This is a genomic window from Mucilaginibacter lappiensis (genome assembly GCF_050433765.1).
Lineage (GTDB): Bacteria > Bacteroidota > Bacteroidia > Sphingobacteriales > Sphingobacteriaceae > Mucilaginibacter > Mucilaginibacter lappiensis_A.
In genome coordinates this window covers 430,452-457,179 of sequence record NZ_JBNPWP010000001.1, presented here as the reverse complement: position 1 = coordinate 457,179, position 26,728 = coordinate 430,452, and the positions used below count along the sequence as shown (strand labels likewise).

The following is a 26,728-nucleotide window of genomic DNA, read 5'->3' as shown; positions in this document are numbered from 1 at the left end:
GAATTTTATGACATTATTGCCAAAGGATAGTAGCTTAACAAAAGCGCAGAATAATGAAACCGGCGGCAATCAATTGTTTCCTGTTTTTTTAAAGCTGAATGATTTGCATACCGTGCTGGTAGGTGGCGGCAATGTTGGTTTAGAAAAACTGACAGCCATCCTCAATAACAGCAATCTTGCAAAGGTAACTGTTATATCCCGCGATTTTTTACCGGAGATTCATACGCTGGCATCTCAGCATGAAGGGGTAACTATAGTTCAAAAATCATTTACTGATGATGACCTGAACAATGCCGAAGTGGTAATAGCTGCTACTAATGACAGCGATCTGAATAATTATATCCGCCAGTCGGCACATGATCGCAAGCTGCTCATCAATGTGGCGGATAAGCCTGAGCTTTGCGATTTTTACCTGGCTTCGATAGTAAAAAAAGGCGACCTGAAGCTGGCTATTTCAACAAACGGAAAATCGCCAACGATAGCCAAACGTTTAAAAGAAGTTTTAAACGAAAGCCTGCCCGATGAACTGGATGATACCCTGCAGCAAATGAGCGAGCTCAGGAATACGCTAACCGGTGATTTTGCCTACAAGGTTAAAAAATTGAATGGCATAACTTCGGTATTGGTTGAACCCAAACCACGTATAAACAAGAATTTTATATGGTTGATATGGTCTACGATCATTATTGCCATTGCTGTAGTAGTAACCGCCTTATATATCAGAGAACCTGGTTTTAAAACCTTCTTAGAAGGTGTAAGCCCGCAGTTCTATTATTTTTTAGGGGCAGGTTTTTTATTCGCTATGATAGATGGTGCCATAGGCATGTCATACGGGGTTACCTCTACTACCTTTTCCCTGTCCATGGGGATCCCGCCGGCATCGGCCAGTATGGGTGTTCACCTTTCTGAGATATTGAGTTGCGGCATTGCCGGATGGATGCATTACCGCATGGGCAATATTAACTGGAAGCTGTTTAAATTATTAGTAATACCTGGTATTATTGGTGCGGTTACAGGTGCTTACCTGTTATCGTCATTGGAGCATTATAGTCAGTATACCAAGCCTGTTGTATCACTATATACTTTAATATTGGGCTGTGTAATATTATCAAAAGCATTCAATGCTAAGCGCAAAAAATCGGTTGATAAGGTAAAACGCATTTCGCTGCTTGGCTTAGGTGGTGGTTTTATTGATGCTGTTGGCGGCGGCGGCTGGGGATCTATCGTGTTATCTACCCTGATAGCAGGTGGCCGTAGTCCGCGTTTTTCTTTAGGCACTGTAAAGCTGTCAAGGTTTTTCATTGCCATGATGGGTTCTTTAACCTTTATCTCCATGGTAAGCAGCGACCACTGGCAGGCAGTTTCAGGTCTTATTTTAGGCAGCGCGTTGGCAGCGCCAATAGCGGCCCGTATCTCAAATAAAATATCAACAAAAACAATAATGGTTTCGGTAGCGGTGATCGTAATATTGGTAAGCCTGAAATCAATAGTCACCTTTGTAACAAAGGTTTTATAACATGAGCGAAGTAGTTAAACATATAAAAGATATAACTGCCGGCTTAGAACCTGTTGAGGCACTGAGCAAGCTGGCAGAGCTGTTTCCTGGCGAAATTGTATTTTCGACCAGCTTTGGCTGGGAAGACCAGGTAATTAGCCACATGATATTTGCTAATAAAATACCTATAAAAGTTTTCACCCTTGAAACGGGCAGGCTTTTCCGTGAAACCTATTCGGTATGGGCCAGTACTATGGACAGGTATAAACAACCTATACATGCATATTTCCCCAACCAGGACCTGGTAGCCGAAATGGTAAACAAAAAAGGTCCTAATAGTTTTTACGAATCGGTTGAGAACCGTAAGGAATGTTGTGGTATCCGTAAAATTGAGCCGCTAAAAAGGGCGCTCAAAGGCAATAAGCTATGGATCACCGGTATCCGGGCTGATCAATCGGCAAATCGCCAGGATATGGAAAATGTAGAATGGGACGAACAAAACCAACTGGTTAAGTTCCATCCTATTTATAACTGGACGTTAGACGAGGTTAAAGCCTACATCAAGCAATATAATATCCCTTACAACTCACTGCATGATAAGGGCTTTCCGAGCATTGGCTGTGCGCCTTGTACCCGGGCTGTGGCCGAAGGTGAAGATTTCCGTGCCGGCCGCTGGTGGTGGGAAGATCAATCAAAAAAAGAATGCGGATTGCACGAGGTAAAACAGCATTAGAAGAGTTTATCATTTAATTTTAAAAGCTAATGGATTGATCCGTTAGCTTTTTTGTTTTTGTGGCTTACTGACGCCCATCGCCTTACTTGCGCTCGCTTGCATCCCTTCTCCGCGCGTCATTGCGAGGCACGAAGCAATCTCTACACAAGCAGATCAATTATGCAGGTTATACTTTTCTGTTTCCTCTGTACAGCATAGAGATTGCTTCGTTCCTCGCAATGACGTGTTCGGTTTTTTGATTGGGTATGTGGTATGTGGGTTATTTATCTCAAGGGATTACCTCTTTCCAATCACGCAATCATGAAAATCCAGAAATCCTATAAACCAAGATTCAAACACAACAAAAAAGCGGATGATAATCAGTCATCCGCCTTAAAAAACTATATAAAACGTATTAAAAAAAGCGCTTTTATTGTTGCTTGCTTAACAAGCCATCTAATGTAACCGATACATAGTATAAGCCGCCAATAGTTGGGCCACCGGCATATTGAATATATCTTTTGTTGAATATATTGCTTGCACCCAGTTTAAATGTGGCATAATATTGCGGTACCCGGTAAGTAACCTGAGCATCCAATGTACCTATGGCAGGCACAGTACCGGTTACCAGCGGGCTTTCCCACAAGAAAGATTCCTGCCATTTGTATACTACGTTGAAGCCGAAATTTTTAACCACCTCACGGTTTCCGAATGATACGTTGCCTGACCACTCTGGTGTATTAAAGCCAGTCACAAAAATATCAGAGGTTGATTGTGCTTTTAGTTTGTTAAAGCTTACGTTACCAGATACGGTATATCTTTTATAAAAATTATAGGTAACACCTGCTGATGAGCCATAGTTGTTATAAATATTCTTGGCGTTGGTATATACACGGTATCTGCTTTGACCCTGACTCGCAGCGTTAGTGGTGCTTCCGGTAGTTGGATCACGGTTAATGTCGAGCATAGACAGTACAGCAGCATCAGATCCAACTGTGGCGCCGTTAGGTACAAACACCTGCACCTGGCCCAAAAAGCCGTCGTAGCGGTTGGTATAGGCATCTATATCAACAAATACCTTGTTATCAAGTATGATACCCTTATAACCCACCTCGTATGAGGTGATCTGCTCTGGTCTTGCAGGTGGCAGGTCGGCCACTTTTAGCAGGTTCCTGTTGGCAAGGGCGGTAGCATCGGTACCACTTGCACTGCCCGGAGCAGCGTTTACAGCCGCGTTAAAGGCAACTACTGATGATTGTGTATAGCTGTTACCTAAATAACCCAGACCATCGTTAATAAAAGGTAAACTACCCACACGTTTTACACGACCATTGTTCACATATGATAAAGCTTCAAACAATGATGGGAAACGGTAACCGTTTTGGAAAGTGAACCTGAAATTATGATTCTCATTAATAGAGTAAACAGCGGCTAAACGCGGCGTGAACTTAGGATCGAAATACGGGTTATAATCCCATCTTATGGAACCAAACAATTTCAGCTTGTTATCAAAAAATGTTTTGGTAACCTGGGTAAAGGCACCATATTTTTTATAAGTAACATTACTGCCAAAACTGCCATCGGCTAATGGGGTGTTCCTATCGGCAATTGGGCGACTAAAATCAACAAAGTTATTACCATCGGGGGTGATCGAGTACACGCGTACATCACCACCTACTAACAGGTCAACAACTTTTACCTTATTTGTAAGATCCCATTGAGCCTCTGCATTATACATATGGCTTTTTTGCACCAGGGCAGCCCCACCTGTAACCGGCGCGTTAGGGATCAGACTCGACTTGATATCCCAGTTATTAATACCTATTATGGTTTTTCTCAGAGAGTTAAACTCAGGAGTACCTGGCTCTACCCTTCCCTTATCCGCCGCCGCTCTTGCAAACTGCTCTGCAGCTGCTAAATTCGAGCTTTTTAAACCGCCGTTTGCCGCGGCAAAATTATCAAGTCCGTTTTTAAACAACGTTCCCCATGCAGAGTTACTGGCGTGATTAAGGTCAAGGTTATCGGCTAAGGGCTTCACATTAAATGAATTTCCGGTATTCTCAATCGACTCATACGCACGAACCAAAAAGTCCTTTCCTTTTAACTCCACTTTGTGATTTTGTACAGTAGCACCGTCGAGTGATATTTTGTTACCACGTTGAAAAACTCCATCCATCCTGCCATAGCGGTAAGTATATGACAATATGGTATTAGGGGTAATCTTATAGGATAAAGTACCATCTAACTTTAAGTTGGTTACTTTAGGGTTAACCAGGTCAATCTCATTATAACCTGTCCGGGCCACGGTAAGGTTTGGCCTGGCCACACCATCAACGGTAATACCTTTTACAACTACGGTATTACTTCCGGCAAGGGCATCATCACCATATTTGTTCCAGCCATCATAAGCGGCATTACTTATTCCGGTTAGCTCCGGATAAGCCGGGTTCGCAGTTTTAAGGTTACCTGGATTTTGATCTTTTTGAGTGTTTGACTGCCAATCGGTACCCTGCAAATAGCTAAAGTTAACTTTAAAGGCAAATTTGTCATTAAAAGCTTTGGCAAACCTCAAGGCATCTTCAGTAAGAGAACTTGCACCTAAGGCATCGTTCCCTACATGGTTTACCGCCTGACGATGGTAAAAGCTTAACCCCTGGTATTTAAAGGGATCTTTGGTGAATAAATTTGATAAACCATTTATAGCATTTGTACCATATAGAGCGGCAGCGGCACCAGGGGTAATTTCAATGCTGGCAATATCAAGCTCAGTTGGCCCAATGGCATTACCAAGTGGTACGCCTAACGTAGCCGACTGCATATCCACACCATCAACCAATTGCATGAACCTGAAGTTGTTGGGGCTATTAAAGCCGCGGGTGTTAGGTACTTTAAGCGTAATGCTGGTAGTGGTCATCTGTACGCCTTTTACGTTTTCGAGGGCGTCATAAAAACTTGGGCCAGGCGATTGCTTAAGTGCATTAATGCTCAGTTTTTCGATAGCGACAGGCGACCGTAAAAGCTTTTCTTCCTTACGGGATGCGGTAACAACCACCTCATTGATTAATAATGACTGGGTGGTAAGCTGTATATTTAAAGCACTGTTGGCGTTTCTGATAAAAAACTCCTGTGGCTGGAAACCTACAGCGGTAAAAACCAACGTATAAGGTAATTTGGCACTGGTTGTTAAAGAGAATTTACCGGTACTATCAGTCGCGGCTCTATTGGTGGTGCCTTTTATGGTAACAGTGGTGCCAACTAATGGCTGTCCATGCTCATCATTCACTTTTCCGCTTAAAATGTACGAACCATTAAGCTGCGCATAGCTTAGGGTTGGCATAAGGGCAAGAAAAAGTACAAGGACCTTTAATGAATTTGTAAAAATTTTCATGAAGTAAGTAAGGTGGTGGTGGTTCTTAAATTATGTTGATTAAAATGTTTTTGATAGATGTAGGGACAAAAAACATCAACAACAACATGCAGCAGATAGCTGCATTAGTATATAAGGGGTAACAATTGAGTATTTATGATACATAGTCTATGGAATTAGTCGACAAAAATATAAAAAAAATCATTTATATCAATTTTTTTATTCTTTTTTAAATTATGTGGATTGTTTTATGTGCACCGGATATGGAAAAACACCCCTCTTTATATGCTATTTCTCCCATTCGTCCATCAAAATACATCTGATAAAATAACATTAATTTATCCTAATTTCATGTTAAAATAATTAATTTAATGCATTTTATAATCAAAATTGATCAACAATCTCAATATTTACACCAAATAACACATAAAAACATTATAAATGTCATGAAAATTAAATTTTATAATTAAAAAATCTAAATTATACCTGTTTTATTCAAAATACCCGTCATTTTTATATGAAAAATGTTTAATATTGCTACTTTTAAGCTTAACTACAATGTCCTTTAATTATCAGCGCATCATCATTAAAATCGGGTCAAACGTTTTTACCCAGGAAAACGGCCTCCCCGATCTGCAACGGATTGAGCATTTAGTTGAGCAAATAGCCGCGATAAAAAAACAGGGTAAGGAGGTGATCCTTGTATCATCAGGAGCAGTAGCTTCGGGCAGAAGCCTGATAACCATTTCAGAAAAATATGATGCCATTGCCGCAAGACAATTGCTGGCCTCCATTGGTCAGGTTAAGCTGATCAATACCTACTCTAATCTTTTTGAACGTTTTAATATCCTTTGTTCGCAGGTGCTGGTTACCAAAGAGGATTTCAGGGACAGGATGCATTACCTGAACATGAAAAACTGTTTAGAGCTATTGCTGCAACACCAGGTGATTCCAGTTGTTAATGAAAATGACGTGGTATCGGTAACAGAACTGATGTTTACGGATAATGATGAACTGGCGGGTCTTATAGCCTCTATGCTGAACGCACAGGCACTTATTGTTTTAACCAATGTTGATGGCATTTATAATGGCGACCCCAAAGCCCCTGGTTCAGCAGTAATTGAAGAAGTTAGCGGATCAGTTGTCGATTTTGCAACATTCGTTTCGTCGGGCCGCTCGCAGTTTGGCCGTGGCGGCATGATCACTAAATCAACCATGTCGCAAAAAACCGCCCAGTTAGGCATTGCCGTACATATTGCCAATGGAACAAGGGATAATATTTTAACTGATGTACTGGAGAATAAAGTTATCCATACCCGTTTTGTTCCAAATAAAACAGCCTCGGGCAAAAAGAAATGGATAGCTCACTCTGAAAAATCGGCCACAGGCACCGTAAAAGTTAATGATGGCGCTAAAGCCGCCCTTATATCAAGCAAAGCCACCAGTTTATTGCCTGTAGGTATTATTAAGGTAATAACCGACTTTAAGAAAGGTGACATTATTAAATTGGTTGATGAAAAAGATAAACTGGTGGGTTTAGGTATTGCCGAGTATGGGGCTGATAAGGCAAAGGAAAGAATAGGGCAAAAAAATCAAAAGCCCTTAGTGCATTATGATTATCTTTATTTACAGGGTTAACATTATATGAATTACGATATCTATTTCCAAAACGCGCTCGTAGCCGGCAGAAAACCACCCCTCGCTCCTGCTTTAATAAATCAGGTATTACAGGATGTGGCTGCCGAAGCTATAACCCAAACTGATCACCTATTGGCCGAGAACCAAAAGGACCTTGACCGTATGGACCCGGCCGATCCCAAATATGACAGGCTAAAACTCACCGCGGCAAGAATCGAAGCTATTGCCGGCGATATGGTAAATGTTGCACATTTGGATAGCCCTTTGGGCAAACAACTTTCAGAAACCAATATGCCAAATGGCCTGTCTATTACAAAAGTCCGGGTACCGTTGGGTGTTGTGGGCGTTATTTATGAAGCACGGCCCAATGTTACTTTTGATGTGTTTGCCCTTTGTTTTAAAACCGGTAATATCAGCATTTTAAAGGGCGGTAGCGATGCCGACTTCTCAAACAGGGCCATCATATCGGTTATCCATAAAGTATTGCTTAAACACGGGCTGGATGTCAATATTGCAACCCTCCTGCCCGCCGATCGTGAAGCCACCGCCGCATTATTAAACGCCATTGGATATGTAGATGTATTAATTCCCCGCGGAAGCCAATCGTTGATAAACTTTGTACGGGATAATAGCAAAGTGCCGGTTATTGAAACCGGTGCAGGCATTGTACATACTTACTTTGATGAATCGGGCGACCTGGAAAAGGGTGCAGAAATTATTGCTAATGCCAAAACACGCCGGGTTAGCGTATGTAATGCGCTTGATTGTTTAATTATTCATTCCAGCCGTATTAATGACCTGCCCCGGCTTACCCATATTTTAAAGAAAAAACAGGTAGAATTATTTGCTGACGAAGCAGCTTATACAGCCCTGAAAAGCAACTACCCTGCAGATCTGCTGCATAAAGCCCAGCCAGAACATTTTGGTACAGAATTTCTGTCGATGAAAATGGCGGTTAAAACGGTTGATAATTTTAAACAGGCGCTTGAGCATATAGCTGTAAATGGCTCAAAGCATAGTGAGGCTATTATTTCTGAAGATGCCGGTAACATAGCTACGTTTTTGAATGATGTGGATGCAGCCGCGGTTTATGCCAATGTATCAACTGCATTTACCGATGGCGCTCAATTTGGCTTAGGTGCCGAGATCGGAATCAGTACCCAAAAACTACATGCCCGCGGCCCTATGGGCCTTGATGAACTAACCAGTTATAAATGGATAGTTAAAGGCGACGGGCAAACACGCAATCCTTAACATTAAATTTACACTTTATTGCAAAAAAAAGGTGCTTAAAAAAGCACCTTAAATTTTTCTTCACTGTTCGGCCCGGCTCTTACTTAATCAAGTAGTTGGCTACGGCAACAAAGCAAATAATCACTAAAATTACTCCTTGCAGTTTTTGCTCTAATGTTAACTGGCTTATCATTTTAAATTAATTAGGGTATAACAAATTTAAATTGTAAACCTGATGTTGCAATAGTGTTAAGCACTTTTGCATTTTTTTTAACAAAAAACTTACATGTTTTTTACAATGGTCAATTGCACATTTATTATTTAAAATAATCGCAAAAAAAAGCTTTTAATATTGAAATCCGTGTGGGAGTTACACCTAATAAAAAGCTCAAATTTCAATGCTTTTATAGTATTTAAATGCATTTTCTTGTACTTTTTTCCAAATTCGATTTTTTTTACCTCAAAACCTGAAGGAATGTTTTTTTGTTTATTTGAAGTACCTTGTTCTTATATCGCATGAAAAAATTCACGTTCAAGCAATAACGGTTTAAACCAATAAACCTTAGCGGTTTGATTCTGAATTATATTTGATTGATTCTGAATTATATTTGAAATAAAGAACTAAAACTTTATATAACAATCATAAAATATTGATTATTAATACTAATTAATCTATAGTTAACGCAACAATTTATCAAAACACATTCATTTTACGCTCGCCTGACCCAATAAGACACCAACATAAAAATCAAAAAGGTATCTTTGCAGCATTATGAGTAAGCATGGCAGGATCTTAGTGGCAATGAGCGGTGGCGTTGATAGTTCGGTAGCAGCAGTAATGTTGCATGAGCAGGGCTATGAGGTTATTGGTCTTACCATGAAAACCTGGGACTATGCCTCAGCAGGTGGTAGCTCAAAAGAAACAGGATGCTGCAGCCTGGATAGTATTAACGATGCCCGTGCGTTGGCCGTTGGTTATGGCTTCCCCCACTATATATTGGATATCAGGAGCGAATTTGGCGATTTTGTGATCGACAATTTTGTGGATGAGTACCTGGCCGGTCGTACCCCTAACCCATGCGTTTTATGTAATACTCATATTAAATGGGATGCACTTTTAAAACGTGCAGATAAACTGGACTGCGAATTTATAGCTACCGGTCACTATGCCAACATCCGCTTGCAGGATAATGGCCGTTATGTAATATCAAAAGGTAAGGACGAAAATAAAGACCAGTCTTATGTGCTTTGGGGCGTATCGCAACAAAACCTGGCACGTACCAAATTCCCTTTAGGCAGTTTCTCTAAACCCGAGATCAGGCAAATGGCCATGGACATGGGCCAGGTTGAACTTGCCGGCAAAAGCGAAAGCTACGAAATATGCTTTGTACCCGACAACGACTACAGAGCCTTTTTAAGACATAAAGTAGGCGATTTGGAAGAACGTGTTGCCGGCGGTAACTTCGTGCTCACAAACGGCACTATAGTGGGCAAGCATCAGGGATATCCCTTTTATACCATAGGCCAGCGTAAAGGTTTGGGTATAGCGTTGGGCCAGCCTATGTTTGTTACCAGTATTGACCCGCAAACCAATACCGTAGTTTTGGGTACTGCCGATGAATTGGAACGCAAGCAGGCCTGGGTTAAAAATCTTAACCTGGTTAAATATGCCAATATCAATGAGCCCATTGAGGCCATTACCAAGATACGTTATAAGGATGCAGGCACGCAAAGCACCATTGTACAAATGGGCGAACACATGAAGGTTGATTTTCATCATACCGTATCAGGCATTGCACCGGGGCAATCGGCTGTTTTTTATGAAGGCAACGACCTGTTAGGCGGTGGTTTCCTGATGTAAAAACAAGCGGATTTAGTCCTGCAATAATTTCCCTTTACTTCAAAAATTAAAAAATTAAACGCCAAGTGAATTTGCGTTTCACTTTCTTTATGTTTTATTTGCAAAAAATAACTGCTAAATGGCCAAAAATTTACTCATTGTAGAATCTCCGGCGAAAGCCAAAACTATTGAAGGATACCTTGGTAAAGACTTTACTGTTAAATCGAGCTATGGCCACATCCGTGATTTGATAAAATCTGAAGATGCGATTGACACAGCCAATAACTTCACACAAAAATACGAAGTACCTGCCGATAAAAAGCAAGTAGTGAGCGAGTTGAAGAAATTAGCTAAAGAAGCAGAGATGGTTTGGCTGGCATCGGACGAGGACCGTGAGGGTGAGGCTATATCCTGGCATTTATTTGAAACACTGGGTTTAAAAGATGCTACTACCAAGCGCATTGTTTTTCATGAGATAACCAAACCTGCTATTTTACGTGCCATTGATACACCGCGTAAAATTGATTACAACCTGGTAAACGCACAGCAAGCGCGCCGTGTGCTTGATAGGCTGGTTGGTTTTGAGCTCTCCCCTGTTCTATGGAAAAAAGTTAAGCCATCACTTTCGGCTGGTCGTGTGCAATCAGTGGCCGTACGATTAATTGTTGATCGCGAAAGGGATATCAATAAATTTAAATCAGAAGCCGCTTTTAAAATAGTGGCCATATTTGGCAAGGGTAAAGAAGCTTTTAAGGCCGAACTACCCGAGCGTTTTAGTCAGCAGGAAGATGCAGAAAAGTTTTTAAACGACTGCATAGGCGCCGATTTTGAAATACGTTCATTAGAAACCAAACCTGCCAAACGGTCGCCGGCTGCTCCCTTTACTACATCAACCCTGCAACAGGAAGCCAGCAGGAAACTTGGATATTCCGTTGCGCGCACCATGCAAGTGGCACAAAGATTATACGAATCGGGTTATATCTCTTATATGCGTACCGATTCGGTAAATTTATCCGAAACCGCGTTGGATGCCGCTCAAAAAGAGATCGTATCAGCTTACGGCGATAAATACCATCAGCTAAGGAAATATAAAACCAAGAACGCAAGCGCGCAAGAGGCTCACGAAGCAATCAGGCCTACTTATTTTAATAACCATACTATTGATGGTGAGTCGGCCGAAAAACGTTTATATGAGCTGATCTGGAAACGTGCCATAGCTTCGCAAATGAGTGAAGCACAGTTTGAAAAAACCACCGCGAAGATCAGTATATCAAGCCGCAGGGAAGAACTGACCGCCAACGGCGAAGTAATGAAGTTTGATGGTTTCCTGAAAGTTTACCTTGAATCTGACGATGAGGAAGAAGATACTCAACAGGATGGCGAAAACACCATGCTGCCGCCTTTAACCAGGGGACAGCGCCTGGCATTGCAGGAAATGTCGGCAACGGAGCGTTTCTCTCGTCCACCGGCACGATATACTGAGGCAAGTTTGGTTAAAAAGCTGGAAGAACTGGGCATAGGTCGTCCGTCAACCTACGCTCCTACCATATCAACCATACAAAACCGTGGTTATGTAGTTAAAGAAGAGCGCGAAGGTAAAATTCGCCACTTCAGGGTATTAACCTTAAAAGGCGATAGTGTTGTAAAGGAAGATAAAACCGAGAATACCGGTGCTGAACGCGGTAAATTATTTCCAACAGATATTGGTTCGGTTGTGAACGACTTTTTGGTGCTGCACTTTAATGATATTGTAGATTTTAACTTTACCGCCAGCGTTGAAAAACAATTTGACGAAATAGCACAGGGTTTAAAGGAGTGGACAGCTATGCTGCACGATTTTTATAACCCTTTCCATAAAGAAGTACAAAGCACTATTGAAACTGCCGATAAAGCCACCGGCGAGCGTGAATTAGGCGTTCACCCGGAAAGCGGCAAAAAAATATCTGTGCGTATTGGCCGTTACGGCCCGTTTGTGCAGGTTGGCGAAAGTGCTACTGAGGAGAACAAAGAAGAAAAACCATTATACGCCAGCCTAAGGGCCGGTCAAAGTATAGAAACCATCAGCCTTGAAGAAGCACTTGAGCTATTTAAGTTACCTAAAGTTGTTGGCGAGTATGAAGGTAAAGTAATGAAGGTTGCTATTGGCCGTTTTGGGCCGTACATAAGCCACAATAGCGCTTTTATATCCTTGCCAAAAGAAATCGACCCTTTGGATGTTACCGAAGAGGAAGCAATTGTACTGATAGAGGCAAAGCGTAAAAAAGATGCAGAAAAGCTGATCAAAGCATTTGATGAGGATCCGGCTGTTAAAGTATTAAATGGCCGCTGGGGTCCATATATAGAATTTGGCAAACTTAACGTTAAGATACCTAAGGATAAAGATCCTTTAACCCTTACCTATGAGGAATGCAAAGCTTTAGCTGATGCTATGCCTAAAGACGCCAAAAAAGGGCGATTTGGTAAAGCTGCAGCTGTAAAGCCGGCAGCTAAGAAAGCTCCGGCAAAGAAAAAGGCCGCAACGAAGAAGAAGTAGAATCACGTGTCATTTCGAACGAGGTACGAGGAGAAATCTTATACTCATAACTAACCAGCATAAGATTTCTCTCTGCGTTCGAAATGACAGATTGTTTAAATTAATATGCGATGATCAAAGACCTCCCCGAAAATAACGTACAGGATATTGCAGTTGCAGTTGCATTAGAAAGTGAGAACGTTGAGAGCAAAACCTGGTACGTATATCTTATTAACCTTAAAAAAGAGCCTATTGAAAATGTGATGGTTACCTCTAAAGGTTATGGCGAAAAAGATGGTGTACAGGTAAAAACGTCAACCTTAAGGCACATGTTTCCGGTGGTTCCTGATCAATCATTCAAACTTATTGAACCCATTGATGAGCAAACATTCGGGCTTAGTAATGAATACTGGCTCAGTTATTATATTGGCACCAACATTTACGATAAAAAATTTATCTTTCTGCCCGAAAGTATCGTTGAAATGAATTTCATCAAGCTACCCGTTTTAAACAAACCCGGGGTAATGATATTATAAAGTGCTGTAAAATAAGTTTTCCGTTTAATTTATTATCATAAATTTTTATAATTTACATGGTAATAAATAAACCTATTTCATGGAGAACGGATATACCAGATTCCGCAAGCGTAAAACCTTAATAACTATCATTACATCTCTTGTACTGATTTTGTTAGTCGTTTACATTGTTGCCAATGACCATAAAAAAATGAGGGTCGACCCGGCCTTTAGTAAATATATTGAGTCATATACTACCGGTGTTATATCCAAAGAAAGCCCCATCAGGATCCGCCTGGCAAGCCAGGTGCAGGTTACCCATCAACAAAACGAACAGGTTAGCGATGATCTATTTGACTTTTCCCCATCGATAAAAGGAAAGGCATACTGGATAGATGCCCGTACAATTGAATTCAGGCCTGCAAACAAACTTGATCCCGAAAAAAACTATACCGCCGATTTTGATCTCGGGAAATTAATAGAGGTTCCCAATAAATTTGAACATTTTAAGTTTGGTTTCCAGGTTGTAAAGCCCGATTTTAATGTAAGCTTTAACGGCTTGCAAACTGCAACCAGTACATCTACCGATGAAATGAAGCTGGATGGCCTGGTACAAACTGCGGATACAGAAGACCCAACCCTCATTGAAAAACTCATTACGGTAAATTATGAATTCCCGGTTAAAGTAAATTGGGAGCATAATACAGGTACTAAAACGCATCATTTTAAGATAACAGGTTTAAAAAGGCAGTCGGGTAAGGTTACCCCGGTTACGGTGAGCTGGAATGGTGGTAGTTTAAATGTAGATAAAAAAGGCGATCAGCGTTTTGATGTACCCGTCATCGGCGATTTTAAGGTACTGGACATACGCGCCGTGCAAGACAATGACCAATACGTTTTGGTTCAATTCTCTGATGCCATTATGGTTGGACAAGAACTTAACGGCTTAATAGGCATCAGTAATATTGCCGATGCTGCTTATACCATTGATGGCAGTACCGTAAAAGTTTATGCGCCCGAACGCCTGCAGGGGAATTATAGCGTGTTTGTAAACGAGGGGGTCGAAAACATATCGCACAAAAAGATCACCAAAACCTATACAGCTAATGTGTTTTTTGAGAACAGGCTACCTAATGTAACCATCCCTGGCAAAGGGGTGATCCTCCCCGATTCGGGCAAACTGATGATGCCTTTTGAGGCAGTGAATTTAAACGCGGTTGATGTGAGCATCATTAAAATATATGAAAGTAACGTACCGCAATATTTTCAGAATAATGGTTTTGATGGAGGAGCCGAACTGCGCCAGGTGGGTAAGCCAATTATTCAAAAAACCATCAGGCTTGATACCGACAAAGGGTTAAATCTGAACAAAAAGAACCGCTTCATGCTGGATATCGACCAGATGATCCGTACAGAACCGGGCGCTATTTACCGGGTTGTGATTGGTTTCAGGAAAGAATATTCGTTGTATAACTGCAATATCCCGGGTGCGGGTGTAAAAAAAGGCGAGGACGATGGTGATGAGTATGGTGGTGATTACAGCAATAATAGCGGTAAAGTAAATGACGAGGATGACGATTTTTGGGCGAGATACGATAATTTTTATCCCGAAGGCTATAACTGGCAGGAAAGGGACAATGCCTGTACCCCCTCCTATTTCACTAAACAACGCTGGGCCACACGTAATATCATAGCGTCAAACATAGGTCTTATTGCCAAACGGGGTACCAATAACAGTATGCTTGTAGCTGTAACTGATATTTTAAGCGCCCAACCGATGGGTAATGTGGATCTTGAGCTGCTTGATTATCAGAAACAAGTGATCTATAAAACCACATCGGGTGGAGACGGAATAGTTAAGTTCGACCTTAAACGCAAACCTTACCTGTTGGTAGCTAAAAAAGGCGCACAACGGGGCTATTTAAAACTCGATGATGGCAGCTCCCTGCCGCTAACCCGTTTTAACGTGGGTGGCGAGGAGGTACAAAGTGGCTTAAAAGGTTTTATTTATGGCGAACGTGGTGTTTGGCGCCCTGGCGATTCGATCTACGTTTCCTTTATCCTCGAAGATAAATTAAAAACCCTTCCTCCCGATCACCCGGTAGAGTTTGAATTGTATGATCCTAATGGTAAACTTTACAGGCGCATCAATAAAACAACAGCTTTGGATGGTTTTTACAGCTTTCATACAGCTACCGAAACCTCATCACCTACCGGAAACTGGACTGCCAAAGTAAAAGTTGGCGGTGCTTTGTTTGAGAAGAAGATCAAGGTGGAGACTATTATGCCTAACCGCATGAAACTGAGCCTGTCGTTCGGTAACGCTGCCGAGCTTACTAAAGGTAATAATGCTGATGGTAAGTTAAGCGCGCAGTGGCTGTTTGGCGGCGCGGCACAAAACCTGAAAGCTAAGGTCGATGCCTTTTTATCGCCGCAGGCAACAAACTTTAAAAAATATGAGGGTTACGTTTTTGACGACCCAACCCTTGCATTTAATACACAAACTCAAACCGTTTTTGATGGTAAGCTTAGCGCCGAAGGTACGGCCACAGTTAATGCCAATATCAATGTAGAAAAACAAGCGCCGGGACAGTTGAGGGCAAATTTCCTGGTAAAGGTTTTTGAACCGGGCGGCAATTTCAGTATACAGCAAACCACTATGCCTTATAATGTTTACCCTGGTTATGTTGGGATTAAAACACCAGCAGGCAGCGAGCTATCAGGTATGTTGGTTACGGATAAAGATCACCAGATTGACATTGCAGATGTTGATGTGAATGGCAACGCCTTTACCGGCGCCCGCAATGTACAACTGGAGCTATACAAAGTACAATGGCGCTGGTGGTGGGATCAGACAGGTGACGAAACAAGCAATTTTACGCAAGACAAGTTTAACAAACTTATAAAAACCGAAAGCGTACAGCTTAACAACGGACGCGGGAAATGGACCTTACGCATCCCAAAGGCAGATTGGGGCCGTTACCTGATCAAAGTAAAGGACGAGCAAACAGGCCACTCCACCGGGAAGTTCATTTATGTAGATTGGCCAAACTGGTCAGAAAGGTTACAGCAAAGTAATCCTACCGAGGCAGCTATGTTATCTTTCACGTCCGACAAGACAAGTTATAAAGTTGGCGAACAGGCCACGCTCACCATCCCTACTGCTGCTGATGGACATGCACTGATCAGTTTTGAAAACGGCAGCAAGGTTTTAAAAACCACCTGGATAGATACTAAAAAAGGCCAAACCCAATACCGCTTTACGGTTGACGAAACCATGGCCCCTAACGTTTTTGTAAACGTTACCCTGTTGCAAAGGCATTCCCAAACAGTAAATGACCTGCCCATACGAATGTACGGTGCTATCCCGCTGCAGGTTGACAATCCCGAAACAATACTGAAACCGGTGATCAGCATGTCTGATAAGATCCGGCCCGAAACACAATCGGCTATTACTGTATCAGAAGCATCGGGCAAGGAAATGACCTATACCATAGCCATTGTAGATGAGGGGCTGCTTGACATTACCAATTATAAAACCCCTGATCCGCACGATGCCTTTTATGCCCGGGAGGCCCTTGGCGTAAAAACCTGGGACTTGTTTGATTATGTGATAGGTGCTTTTGGCGGGGGACTGGAACGTATTTTAAGTATAGGTGGTGACGGTAATTTGGGCAACAACAGAAACGTGTCTGTAAATCGTTTTAAGCCCGTTGTAAAATTCATGGGGCCATTCCACCTCGACAAGGGCGAAAAGCAAACCACGCCCTTTAAACTTCCCCAATACGTAGGCTCAGTAAAGGCAATGGTAATTGCCGGGCACGATGGCAGCTACGGTATGACTGAAAAAGCCGTAGCCGTTAAAAAGCCGTTGATGATACTGGCTACCCTGCCGCGTGTACTTGGCCCGGCAGAAAAGGTACAATTGCCGGTTACTGTATTTGCCATGGAACCAAATATTAAAACTGTTACGGTATCGGTACAATCAAACGCGTTCAGTAACCTGGCCGGCAATAACCAGAAAACGCTCACCTTTACCAAAACCGGCGATCAGCTGGTTACTTTTGATTTGAACGTTAAGGATTTTGTGGGTGTAGGCAAAGTTAAGATCATAGCCAAAAGCGGTTCGGAAACAGCTGCTTATGATGTGGAGCTTAATGTACGTAACCCCAATCCGCCGGTTACCCGGGTTTTAGAAAAGGAACTTAAACCTGGCGAGGTTTGGAGCACCGCCTATCAGCCGGTTGGCATCAGCGGTACTAATAAAAACACCCTGGAGATAGCCAGCATCCCGCCATTGAACCTGAGTAAACGATTGGATTACCTGATAGCTTATCCTCATGGCTGTGTGGAGCAAACCACCTCTTCGGCATTCCCGCAATTATATTTAGGTCAGCTGCTTGATCTTTCGCCTATTCAAAAGGCCGAAGCAGAGCGGAATATCAAAGCCACTATCAGCAGGCTAAATGGCTTCCAGGTACAAGGCGGTGGTTTGAGCTATTGGCCAGATGGCGGCAATGCAGACGAATGGGGAACCAATTATGCCGGCCACTTTATGCTGGCTGCACAGGCTAAAGGCTACAGTATGCCATTAGGATTTATGGAGCAATGGAAAAAATATCAGAAACAAAAAGCTTTAACCTGGGCACCTGATTCCCGAAGTTTTTATGGTGCCGACCTGAACCAGGCTTACCGTTTATACCTGCTGGCTTTAGCGCGCTCACCAGAATTAGGCGCTATGAACCGCCTGCGAGAGTTTAAGTATTTGAGTATAGAAGGTAAATGGCGTTTGGCCGCGGCCTATAAACTTGCCGGGCAACCAGAAATGGGCTTAAGAATGGTAGCGGGTTTACCCCTTACTATTAAACCATACTACACCATGTACGGTACTTATGGATCTGATCTGCGCGATGAGGCCATGATCCTGGAAACCCTCACCCTGCTTGGGCAGCAGCAAAAAGCTGCCGGATTATTGCGCACGGTAGCAGCAAGATTATCTCAGGATGACTGGTACAGCACCCAAACCACTGCTTATTCACTTATTGCTATTGCGCAATATTGCGGGCAAAACAAGGCTGCTGGTAAGCTTACCTTTAACTATCAATCGGGAACTACTAAAACGGATGTCAACTCAGCATCTTATATCTGGCAGGCCGGTTTGGCAGCAAACGGAGGTAAAGTAACGCTTAAAAACAACGGCACCAATAAACTGTATGTAAGGTTAATACAAAAAGGACAGCCCTCATCTGGCCTAGATGTTAAAACTTTTATTGATCCGCAGATCATGCAAATGAGGGTTGGCTATTTTACCATGAGCGGCAAACCGGTTGACCCAACATCCTTAAAACAAGGTACTGATTTTGTGGCCCAGGTGAATATCAAAAACCCGGGCAAACGTGGCCGGTATGACAATCTGGCCCTTACCCAGATCTTCCCATCGGGATGGGAAATACTGAACAGCCGAATGTTGAATAATGATGAGGTATTTAAGTCATCCCCATCTGATTATCGCGACATACGCGATGATAGGGTGAACACCTATTTTAGCTTAACTGAAGGTAAAGAAGTTACCTATTATGTGATGCTGAACGCTGCTTATGCGGGTCATTATTACTTACCAGCGGTTTACTGCGAAGCCATGTATAACAATTCCATTAACAGCCTTATCAAAGGGCAGTGGGTTGATGTAGTGAAATAAGCTTTAAGCAAAAAGCCTAAAGCTAAAGGCTTTTTGCTTAAGTAATTTTTATTGTTTTGAACTGCTTAGCTCCTGTTGCAAGGCTTCACTAGCATTAGCAAGGTAAGCCAGCGGCGCGTTCCAGTTGATGGCAATTTCATTGGCTGCATAGGCCCTATCGTCATCAATATAGGCTTCATCGGGTACAGTTGAGGGAACATGAATACCATCCTGCATACCAGGATTGGCTCCTCCAACCAATAAACCGGGTATCGGATTAGTTACCCCATCGGCTACCGACGGGCGGTGATGAGGGTGCATAGGCGTTTTACTGCCATAGCCGGTAACATAAGAATAACCTGTAGCGTTACGGCCCAATAAGTAATCAAGATTAGCCAAAGCATAATCCAGATATTTTTTATTATGCGATAGTTTATAAACTTGTATCAATAAAACACCTTCGTTTGCAGCTTCGGAGGTACTACCCCATCCAAAATGCTTTATAGATTGTGTCATTACTGTTTGGTAGGCATTATCATCAACACCATTTATCAGGTCATCGGCTGCAGCTATTAGTCGCTTTTTAATTTCGGGCAGGTCTTTTACATTTTTGACATCCGCAGATACCGTATTTTTCGCCAGCGTATAATACCCCAGCAGCTTAACCTGCGACCATGTTGGCACGTGCATCGGATCATCAGGAAGCAGGTTGATATTTTTCAGGAAACCGCTATCATGTGTGGTAACAAACAGTTCAGATGCCGCCCAGATAAACTCGTCGGCAAAATTATTATCGCCATAAGTTCCGGTAGTTATTTTAGGGCTGAACTTTTCATTCATTTCATCCTGCCTATAGGCTACATCAGGATTTTTAATCGCCCATGCCCAGGCGCTTTGGGCGGAGTTAAGACATGAATCGGCCAGGTCAGGCACTTGTTGCGGATATTGCTTAAATATACGGGCCGATTGTGCCATTACAGCGGCAAAATCTAAGGTGGCGGCTGTGCCTTTTTGCACCACATAGCGGGGTTCCGTCCCCTTATCGGGCATCTCAAACTTATCAAATGCGGCGTTGGTTAATTTATGATAAACACCACCATCATTAGGGTCCTGCATGGTGAGCATCCAGCGCAGGTTCCATAATACCTCATTCAATATATCAGGTATACCATTACCACTTTCGGGGATGTTCAACTTAACTGTTTTCATGTACGCCGGAAAATCCTCATATAATGAAAGCAATGTGCCGGTAGTTATACCGCTGTTTACAATGTATTTGTTATAATCGCCGGCATCATACCAACCACGGGGTGACTTGATCATGGAACCGGCTTTACGTTTTTCGCTTGCAGCTGATGGATGAATCAATACATTGGTATCGGGGTGACCTTCGGCCCGCTGCCATTTACCAGCGTATTTTGCAGGCAAAGGGGTTGAGGCCCGCATAAAATAATAGGCCTTTATAGCCGCGTTGGCTAACGGCTTATGTACCGAAGGCTTTATTTGAAACGGATACGAATTACTTCCACCAGGTATATATAAACGGTAGCTACCCGGTTTATTAAATACGCTAAAGTCGGCTATGTAAGTTATTTTGCCTCCAAAGCTGGGTTTAACAGATGGTTTTAAAATACCTGTAAATACTATAGTTTTACTAAGGGTTTGAATGGTGAAAGCGCCGCCCCGCCCATTTAAAACAATAGCTTTCTTTACCGCATTTGGATAAAAACCTATTTGGTTCAACCTTACAGGTGATGCTGATGTATCAATTTGTTGTGATAAAGCTGCCTGGGCAGTAAACAGCATGATAAATGTCCATACGCTTACACGCAAAGCAGTACTATGGTAAATAGATATTTTTTTCATTCAAGTTATATGAATACCGTTTATTACCCGGTAATCTGGTCAATAAATTTAAGTGTAACCTGTACAATGAGTATAATACTATTATTGCGAATTGTTTAAAAAATATAATACAAAAAAGACCTGCCCAAAATGGCAGGTCTTTTTTGTATTACTCAAGTAGTTTAATCTTACAATGAAAACAACTTATACGCTAAGGCAAGGCTAAATACATTAACGCGCGTGTGCGAATTACCATCTCCATACGCGATTTTGTTTAAGCCACCCTCGTACCGTAAATCAATTGACAGGCTGCTGATGTCAACACCGGCACCTACCTGGAACCCGTAATTGGCGCTTTTATAATCTAATTTTGTCGCATCGCTGGCAGCGCTACTTAAACTCTGATCTTTATTAACTGCAAATGAAAATACCGGCCCTCCATAAAAACGGCCACCTAAACCCAAAGCACCAATTTTACCACCTAATAATAAAGGTACATCTATGCTTGTAAATTTGGCTTTATTTTCGGGTTCATTAGGTGCGCTAACATTTATATTTTTACTGGTCAGATAAAGTTCCGGCTGAAAATTAAAGCCCAAACCACCTACTCTTGCCCAAACACCGGCTAAATAACCTGCACGGTTACTATTATTAAATATACCGTTTGAAGGGAAAGCAGCATAATTTAAACCTCCCTTTACACCAAATGCAAAGCTTGGTATTATTTGTGCCGACGCCATGCCGATAGTAAATAAGCAGATACTTAATGTTAAAATAATTGTTTTTTTCATAGTTTTTCTAATTGTTTTTAAGGTAAAAGATGTTTTGGATTTTTATTGATACTTGCCATAAGCAAACAAATGTCTACTAATTAGCAATATCCGGCTCATAATGTTTTACAAATTTGAAATAAAACATTATAAGCCGGATATCAAGAACTAAATCTGAAATAAAAGTATAAATTTTTTACAGAACCAGCATTATTCTTGTTTTTTTATAACGCTAACCGTCCCTGGTAATAATCAAGGATCTTGTTATAAATAAAACAGTCATAACGGGCGTTAATCAGGTTTATATTAGCCTTATCCAGGTTGTTTTTAGCAACCACAAAGTCAACTGATGTTAATACACCTGCGTTAAACCTTATTTCGGCCGTCCTGAACGATTCAGCATAGGCTTTAACCTGATCAACCAGTACATTATACCTGTTATAGGCTGATGTCATGTTCAAATAGGCCTGTTCAACATTTTGCCGTAAAACTATCTTCGTGTTTTCTTCTATGTATTTAGATTCTAAAAGATCAATTTTAGCCAGTTTTACCCTGTTATGGTTTTGAAAGTAGTTTAATATTGGAATATTTAAACGAATGCCAAATTGAGTGCCGTAGTTATTTTTAAATTGATCGTAATAGCCTATATTATGATTGTCAAAGTTAGCCTGTTTCGTAAAAACAGATTGTGGACCGGTGGGTGTGTTTATAAATCCACCGGTGTTCACAATAGAAGAATCTCTTACTACAGAATTTTGTGCCGCACTTGAATAATTAGTAGATATCCCCCCAAATAATGAGATAGTAGGTGTTAGTGCACCTTTAGCCACTTTAACCCCCTTTTCGGCACCACGGCGTCTTAACTCTGCTGCTTTTACATAAGCTAATTGTTGTAAAGCAGTATTAAATATCTGGTCAGAGTTTTCATCTGTCTGTTTAGCCACATCCTGAACGCTTACCGGTTCCAGCTTTAGGTCTTTTTTATAGGGTAAATTTAAGATCTGCATCAGGTTTAGTTTTGATGCCTCAAGCGTGTTTTTAGTAGTCACTAAATTAAGTTGGTTATCGCCATAAGTACCTTTAAGGTCATACAGATCTGAAGGTAATTTATTGGCGCCTTCTTTTTCCAGGATCTCCAATCTTTCAACTTGTTTTTTTGATACATCAATCTGGTTATAAGCCTGGGCCAATAACTCGGTATTATCCAAAACCAAAAGATAAGCGGTTATCACATTAATGGTCACCTGGTCTTTTGCCTGTTGGAAATCCATTTTACCTGCCTGGTAATTTAATGATGTTTGTTTAATTGCATTTAAATTTTGCAAGCCGCTAAATAGCGTTAAATCGGCATTTAAACCGTAGTCGCCAGAAGTATATGACTGGGTTACATAACTATTGGTAAATGGATTGATACTACGCCCACTATTAATACTATGATTTACCTGGCCGTTAATAGATGGTAACAGGTTTTCTTTTGCCTGGATGTAGCCTACACGCAAGCGCTGCATATCCAATTCACTTTGCCTTACCACCAGGTTATTTTTTATAGCAATTTCAACACATTGCTTTACGGACAGCACTGAATCTGTTAGTACCTGAGTTTGAGTTTGGACCTGAGCCTGAGCTTTAATGGCAGAAAGTGTAATCAAACTAAAAAATATAAATTTAAAGTATCGCATTATTATATAATCAGAGTTGTTTTGAAGATTCGATTTTACCATCCAAAAGATTAATGATACGCGAACCGTATTCTGCATTTTTTTCGGAATGTGTTACCTGTATAATAGTTACCCCATCTTCTTTGTTCAGCTTACGGAACAGTTCCATGATCTCCTCTCCTTGTTTAGAATTAAGGTTACCTGTAGGTTCATCGGCCAGTAAAAGTTTAGGCTTGGCAATCAGGGCACGGGCAATGCCTACCAGCTGCTGCTGCCCGCCTGATAATTGTGCCGGAAAAAGGTCTTTCTTGCCCACAATGCTAAAGCGATCAAGCATATCGGCCACCATGGCCTTGCGTTCGGTGCCCTTAAAATCCTGGTAAATAAGTGGTGTTTCAATGTTTTCATAAACGGTGAGCTCATCAATCAGGTGATAAGCCTGGAAAACAAAACCTACATATTGCTTATACAGTGCCGAGCGTTGTTTTTCTTTAAGCTGATGTACCGCATGACCGGCAAAATAATGATAACCATCTGATGGTTCATCAAGCATGCCTATGATATTAAGCAATGATGATTTACCTGAACCCGATGGCCCCATGACAGAAACAAATTCGCCTTCATCAATTTCAAGGCTCAGATCGTTTAGTACAAAATTTTTAAGTCCGCTTACCTGGTAGTATTTCGAAATATGTTGGAGTGATAACATTTTTTAAATATTTGGTTTTGATTAGTATGTGTTTTTGTTTAAAAATATCAAATCATTTTGGGCAATCAAGTATCAATAATATACCAAACTTTTAATATTCTAATAATCAATACATTACATCAAACATGCAGTATAAATACTGTTCGCTTATGTAACAGGAAGCGTACGGTTATGATACAATGGAGTTTTTGAGTTATGAGTATTAAGTATTGAGTTCTAAGTAAAAAATCTTAAATCAAAAGTAAAAGTCAAAACCCTTATGCACCTGTTGGTGATAACGATTTTGACTTAGAACTTAATGCTTAAGACTATTCGCTCCGCAAGCTTTTAACAGGGTTACTCATAGCTGCTTTTATGGCCTGAAAACTGATAGTCGCAATGGCTACCATGATAGCCAGGATACCGGCCAAAACAAATACCCACCAACTAATATCAATGCGATAAGCAAAGTCTTGCAGCCACTTATGCATAAAGTACCATGCTAATGGCATGGCTATAAAAAAGGATGCTATAACCAGTTTCAGAAAATCAACAGAAAGCAGATTTACAATACCTGGTACAGAAGCGCCCAGTACTTTGCGGATACCTATTTCACGGGTACGCTGTAGCGTGCTGTATGATGCAAGACCAAGCAAACCTAAGCATGATATGAATATGGCGAGTACGGCAAAATTAAAGAACAGTTTACCAAAGCGCTGCTCGCTGCGATATTGTCTGTCAAAAAATTCATCTAAAAAGTAATAATTATATGGCCTGTTTGGGACCAGTACTTTCCATTTGCTTTCAATTTGTGCCAGTGTTGATGATAAGTTTTTAGGTGATACTTTTACGGTGATCAGATCAAGGTTGCGCAATTCGATACGCATTGTTAATGGCTTTATCACCTCCTGTAATGAGCGGAAATGAAAATCTTTCATTACACCCACTATTTTACCTTCGCGCCCCCATTGTTTAAAGCGCCTGCCTATGGCTTGCTGCGGCGAGCTATAACCAAATAGTTTAACAGCTGCCTCATTGATCAGCATGGCCTGAGCTGTATCGGTACCAAAGCTACGCGAGAAGGAACGGCCGGCAACCATCTTAATTTTAAACTGGTCCACATAGTCATAATCAACAAAATACAGATCGAGGTTAGCTATTTGCAGGTCACCTTTCTTGTTTTCAATTTCAGAGTAAGCGCCAGAATTGCCCCCACCCGGGATACTGGAAGCCGATGCGGTTGACTTTACACCGGGCAGCAATGAAATGGCTTGTTTTAAAGCATCTTTAGCCGGATCGCCGTTAGTATTGAGTACCAGCATCTGGTCTTTACTAAAACCCAGATCGCGGTTACGCATAAAATCCATCTGGGTATAAACCACAATAGTGCCTATAATTAGTGCTATGGATATACTGAACTGGGCAACAACCAGCGTTTTACGTAAAACGTTCCCTTTGTTACTGCCAGAGAACCGTCCCTTTAAAACCATAACGGGTTTAAACGACGACAATACCAGTGCCGGGTAAATACCTGCAAGCAAACCTATACCAACCGAGGTAACAAACAAAATAGTAAGGTAGTACCAGTTTGAAAAAATACCCGCACTTATGGTTTTACCTGCCAGTTGGTTAAACATAGGCAGCAGCATTGCCGAAAATATAAGCGTGAGTATAAAGGCAATTAAACAAAGCACTACCGATTCGCCTATGAACTGACCGGCCAACTGACCTCTTTCGGCACCAACTACTTTACGGATGCCGACCTCTTTAGCCCGCTCAACCGAACGCGCAGTAGTAAGATTTATAAAATTGATACAGGCAATCAGCAAAATAAATATGGCTACTATACCAAATATGTAAACATTGCTGATGCTGCCTGTTTCCTGCCCGCCCCTTTTAGAGTATAGATAAACAGTTTTTAAAGGTTCAAGAAAAAGCGTATAAAGCATTTGGCTTTTTTTCATCCCTTCCCCATCGCGGTTTTGAAGAAAAGCTGGCAGTTTGGCTTCAAGCGCCTTTTGAGTGGTGCCAGGCTTTAGTAAAAGGTAAGTTGTTGCGCCAAAATTACCCCATTGGTCATCTATCCCCTTATTAAACTTTTGGGTAAGGGATGTCATAGATATCACCATATCAGCCTTGATCTGCGAGTTCTCAGGGAAGTCCTTCATTATGCCAGTAACTTTTGCTGGTATTGCATCGCCTGTAATCAGTACTGTTTGGCCCATAGGGTTCGCATTGCCGAAATATTTTTTAGCGGTCGATTCTGTAAATACAATGCTGGCAGGTGTGGTTAACGCGGTTTTAGGATCGCCTTTTAATAATTTAAAATCAAAAACTTTAAAAAATGCCGAATCGGCAAACATTGACCGCTCTTCCTGGAATTTGATATTTCCTCTCCTCACCAAAAAACTTCCGCCGCTTATTCTTACAAAAGATTCAACTTCGGGCAGGTCGGCTTTAATGTTTGGTGCAAAAGCCCAGGAAGTTATACCCGTGTTAAGAGTTTCAGATGGTGTTTTTATATCCGTAACCAAACGATAAATACGATCTGCTTTGGAATGAAGCTTATCATAGCTTAACTCAAAAGCAACATACATAAAAATGAAAAAGCCAGCTGTAATACCAATTGATAAGCCGGCAATGTTTATAAATGAAAAGCCACGGTGCCTCCAAAGGTTCCGTAGGGCTATTTTAAAGTAATTTTTTATCATGATAATGGTTAAACTCTAATTTCTAAAAAAAAGCTTTTTGCTTTGAGCTTTCTGACTTTAGCTTAAA

Annotated in this window: 14 protein-coding genes; 8 read left to right on the top strand and 6 right to left on the bottom strand. The window is 41.5% G+C overall.

Annotation, left to right across the window (positions count from 1 at the left end; translation table 11 throughout):
- Window positions 1–7: 7 nt before the first annotated feature.
- Both M2273_RS01910 and M2273_RS01905 read left to right on the top strand, forming a co-directional pair.
- On the top strand, window positions 8–1,516 hold the full coding sequence (locus tag M2273_RS01910) for a TSUP family transporter (protein WP_429392288.1): 1,509 nt from the start codon (window positions 8–10) through the stop codon (window positions 1,514–1,516).
- A gap of 1 nt (window position 1,517) precedes the next feature.
- Window positions 1,518–2,228 carry a phosphoadenylyl-sulfate reductase gene (locus tag M2273_RS01905; RefSeq protein WP_429392285.1) on the top strand — a complete coding sequence of 237 codons (711 nt, stop codon included), beginning with the start codon at window positions 1,518–1,520 and terminating at the stop codon, window positions 2,226–2,228.
- Window positions 2,229–2,637: 409 nt separating this feature from the next.
- Here M2273_RS01905 and M2273_RS01900 read toward each other — a convergent pair whose 3' ends face one another.
- Window positions 2,638–5,544 carry a TonB-dependent receptor gene (locus M2273_RS01900; RefSeq protein ID WP_429392283.1) on the bottom strand — a complete coding sequence of 969 codons (2,907 nt, stop codon included), beginning with the start codon at window positions 5,542–5,544 and terminating at the stop codon, window positions 2,638–2,640.
- 588 nt (window positions 5,545–6,132) lie between these two features.
- Between M2273_RS01900 and proB the strand changes: the two genes are divergently transcribed.
- The 6 genes from proB to M2273_RS01870 all read left to right on the top strand — a co-directional run bounded on the left by proB (window position 6,133) and on the right by M2273_RS01870 (window position 19,010).
- Window positions 6,133–7,212, top strand: coding sequence for a glutamate 5-kinase (proB, locus tag M2273_RS01895; protein ID WP_429392280.1), 1,080 nt, complete (start codon window positions 6,133–6,135; stop codon window positions 7,210–7,212).
- 6 nt (window positions 7,213–7,218) lie between these two features.
- Window positions 7,219–8,466: a glutamate-5-semialdehyde dehydrogenase gene (locus M2273_RS01890; protein WP_429392277.1), complete on the top strand. Its 1,248-nt coding sequence runs from the start codon at window positions 7,219–7,221 to the stop codon at window positions 8,464–8,466.
- Window positions 8,467–9,217: 751 nt separating this feature from the next.
- Window positions 9,218–10,306 (top strand): tRNA 2-thiouridine(34) synthase MnmA, encoded by a 1,089-nt coding sequence (gene mnmA / locus M2273_RS01885; protein WP_429392274.1) that lies wholly within the window; start codon window positions 9,218–9,220, stop codon window positions 10,304–10,306.
- A gap of 118 nt (window positions 10,307–10,424) precedes the next feature.
- Window positions 10,425–12,818, top strand: coding sequence for a type I DNA topoisomerase (gene topA / locus M2273_RS01880; protein ID WP_429392271.1), 2,394 nt, complete (start codon window positions 10,425–10,427; stop codon window positions 12,816–12,818).
- Between the two features lie 110 nt (window positions 12,819–12,928).
- Window positions 12,929–13,333 (top strand): hypothetical protein, encoded by a 405-nt coding sequence (locus M2273_RS01875; RefSeq protein WP_429392268.1) that lies wholly within the window; start codon window positions 12,929–12,931, stop codon window positions 13,331–13,333.
- Between the two features lie 79 nt (window positions 13,334–13,412).
- The gene (locus M2273_RS01870) at window positions 13,413–19,010 is read left to right on the top strand and encodes an alpha-2-macroglobulin family protein (RefSeq protein WP_429392265.1); all 5,598 of its coding nucleotides are present in this window, start codon (window positions 13,413–13,415) and stop codon (window positions 19,008–19,010) included.
- Between the two features lie 48 nt (window positions 19,011–19,058).
- Here M2273_RS01870 and M2273_RS01865 read toward each other — a convergent pair whose 3' ends face one another.
- From M2273_RS01865 to M2273_RS01845, 5 genes are all read right to left on the bottom strand, one after another.
- Window positions 19,059–20,855 carry a glycoside hydrolase family 9 protein gene (locus tag M2273_RS01865; RefSeq protein WP_429392262.1) on the bottom strand — a complete coding sequence of 599 codons (1,797 nt, stop codon included), beginning with the start codon at window positions 20,853–20,855 and terminating at the stop codon, window positions 19,059–19,061.
- Between the two features lie 167 nt (window positions 20,856–21,022).
- A complete protein-coding gene (locus M2273_RS01860; RefSeq protein ID WP_429392260.1) occupies window positions 21,023–21,625 on the bottom strand; it encodes a porin family protein in 603 nt (200 codons plus the stop codon).
- A gap of 203 nt (window positions 21,626–21,828) precedes the next feature.
- Window positions 21,829–23,253 carry a TolC family protein gene (locus M2273_RS01855; protein WP_429392258.1) on the bottom strand — a complete coding sequence of 475 codons (1,425 nt, stop codon included), beginning with the start codon at window positions 23,251–23,253 and terminating at the stop codon, window positions 21,829–21,831.
- A gap of 40 nt (window positions 23,254–23,293) precedes the next feature.
- Window positions 23,294–23,971 carry an ABC transporter ATP-binding protein gene (locus M2273_RS01850; RefSeq protein WP_429392255.1) on the bottom strand — a complete coding sequence of 226 codons (678 nt, stop codon included), beginning with the start codon at window positions 23,969–23,971 and terminating at the stop codon, window positions 23,294–23,296.
- A gap of 308 nt (window positions 23,972–24,279) precedes the next feature.
- Window positions 24,280–26,661, bottom strand: a complete 2,382-nt coding sequence (locus tag M2273_RS01845) for an ABC transporter permease (protein ID WP_429392252.1) — start codon at window positions 26,659–26,661, stop codon at window positions 24,280–24,282.
- Between the last annotated feature and the right edge of the window lie 67 nt (window positions 26,662–26,728).

Bases quoted from the DNA above. Each gene is read 5' to 3' on its own strand.
- mnmA (WP_429392274.1), top strand. From the start codon at position 9,218: ATGAGTAAGCATGGCAGGATCTTAGTGGCAATGAGCGGTGGCGTTGAT.
- proB (WP_429392280.1), top strand. From the start codon at position 6,133: ATGTCCTTTAATTATCAGCGCATCATCATTAAAATCGGGTCAAACGTT.
- M2273_RS01900 (WP_429392283.1), bottom strand. From the start codon at position 5,544: ATGCCAACCCTAAGCTATGCGCAGCTTAATGGTTCGTACATTTTAAGC.
- M2273_RS01865 (WP_429392262.1), bottom strand. From the start codon at position 20,855: ATGAAAAAAATATCTATTTACCATAGTACTGCTTTGCGTGTAAGCGTA.
- M2273_RS01845 (WP_429392252.1), bottom strand. From the start codon at position 26,661: ATGATAAAAAATTACTTTAAAATAGCCCTACGGAACCTTTGGAGGCAC.
- M2273_RS01850 (WP_429392255.1), bottom strand. From the start codon at position 23,971: ATGTTATCACTCCAACATATTTCGAAATACTACCAGGTAAGCGGACTT.
- M2273_RS01890 (WP_429392277.1), top strand. From the start codon at position 7,219: ATGAATTACGATATCTATTTCCAAAACGCGCTCGTAGCCGGCAGAAAA.
- M2273_RS01860 (WP_429392260.1), bottom strand. From the start codon at position 21,625: ATGAAAAAAACAATTATTTTAACATTAAGTATCTGCTTATTTACTATC.
- M2273_RS01870 (WP_429392265.1), top strand. From the start codon at position 13,413: ATGGAGAACGGATATACCAGATTCCGCAAGCGTAAAACCTTAATAACT.
- M2273_RS01910 (WP_429392288.1), top strand. From the start codon at position 8: ATGACATTATTGCCAAAGGATAGTAGCTTAACAAAAGCGCAGAATAAT.
- M2273_RS01875 (WP_429392268.1), top strand. From the start codon at position 12,929: ATGATCAAAGACCTCCCCGAAAATAACGTACAGGATATTGCAGTTGCA.
- M2273_RS01905 (WP_429392285.1), top strand. From the start codon at position 1,518: ATGAGCGAAGTAGTTAAACATATAAAAGATATAACTGCCGGCTTAGAA.
- topA (WP_429392271.1), top strand. From the start codon at position 10,425: ATGGCCAAAAATTTACTCATTGTAGAATCTCCGGCGAAAGCCAAAACT.